The 1,632-nt window shown below is 33.5% G+C and carries 2 protein-coding genes; both read right to left on the reverse strand.

The window, feature by feature from the left end:
- A partial coding sequence (locus tag AA81_RS13685; RefSeq protein WP_169999820.1) for a family 78 glycoside hydrolase catalytic domain occupies positions 1–1,301 on the reverse strand: 1,301 nt, incomplete at its 3' end.
- A gap of 41 nt (positions 1,302–1,342) precedes the next feature.
- On the reverse strand, positions 1,343–1,543 hold the full coding sequence (locus tag AA81_RS13690; protein ID WP_103899342.1) for a hypothetical protein: 201 nt from the start codon (positions 1,541–1,543) through the stop codon (positions 1,343–1,345).
- Positions 1,544–1,632: the final 89 nt, after the last annotated feature.

Raw genomic sequence — 1,632 nt, forward strand, 5'->3', positions numbered from 1 at the left:
TCACCAACCTTTTCTACATCTGAATGAACAAAACGTCCTTCTATATTATCTATTGTAGGAACAAATGGTGATCCACTCACTTCCACATATCTAAAACCATGGTAAGTAAATCGTGGTTCGTAGCTTTCTTTACCTTCGCCTTTTAGGATATATATATCTGTAGCTTCAGCTTTACGCAATGTATTATTTTTTAAAGAGCCATCTTCATTGACTAGTTCGCTATGTCTTAGTTTTAATTGCGTACCTTTAGGACCAGATACATTAATTTTTACCCAACCTGTAAAGTTCTGACCAAAATCATATACGAATACACCTGGTTTTAGGGTGTACATTTTTAGGGGTTTGAGAATTTTTGTAACCCTAATTGGTGGCATGTTTTGGTATCTCAAATTTGAGCCTTCTGTAACTTCTACTTCTTCCCAATTTGAAGCATCAAAATGGTAAGTGCACCAGCCTGGAATTTCTAATGTTCCGTCGTATTTTTCGCCGTAATATATTCCATTTTCCTGCAACGGTCCATGAGATGAACCCCAACTTTCGTCACTTAATATATATTCTTTTTCTCCGTTTACGTATTCGAGCAATATTTGAATTATAAGTTTTGGTTTCGAATATCCAAATTGTTCTAAATGTCTTCCGTTACCTAAAATCACTCCTACACAATTCTGCTCTGTAATAAAAGAAGTAATATTGTAAACATTAAACAAAGCTTCTTTGGAATATTCTGATTGTCCAGGATCAAGAACATTATTTCCTACTTTTTCTCCATTTAGATAAAGTTCGTAGAACCCTAGCCCACTAATATATGCTCTAGCACTCTGTACCTCATTTTTAATTTCAAATGTTTTTCTAAAATATGCAGCATGGTAGTGCTTGAATTTTTCTGTGCTAAAATCGCCTGCAGAATAGAAGGTTTTTAAATCTCTTTTTGTGATCCATTTTGCTTTCCAATCACTTTTACTCAAAGGTCCAGTTTCAAAAAAAGATACTTTACTCCAACTGCTTTCTTCCCCTTTTTCATCCCATATTTTAACTTTCCAGTAATACCTTTTGAAGCTTTCCAATTCTTCACCGCTATAGTAGCAGTAATTATCTTCACTTTCGATTTTATGAGTATCCCATATATTTCCTTCATCTTGTTCAATGAGTTGTTGAGATGATGATACTAAAACTCGATAGGCACTTTGTTTTTTTCTCCTTTCACTGGTTTCAACTACCCACGACAGCCTGGGCCTTGTATCTTTTAAAGCTAAAGGATTTATAGAATAATTAACTTTTGTACTTGCAATATAAAAATTCATTTTTTAACCTCCCTGGTATAATATGTTTATTATCTTTGCTTTTAGGAAATGTTTAAGTGTCTCCAACTTCTTTGAACCGTATCGTATGCACTGTAATATTTACCGTTGTATTCGAACTTTGCACCTTTTTTGAAATCCACATATATGTTGATTGTATTTCCTTGTTGCTCTATCTTTTCTATGTACCATGGATCTGTTATATTCAGTATCTGTTCAAAGAATTTTGGTAGCTCTTTTCTCATCTGGCATCACTCCTTGTGTATTTTTGTGTTTTCTTACATGATACCAGATTATTTAATCATTTGTTCATGTTTCATTTTTTCTACCCACA

The sequence above is a fragment of the Petrotoga halophila DSM 16923 genome (genome assembly GCF_002924615.1).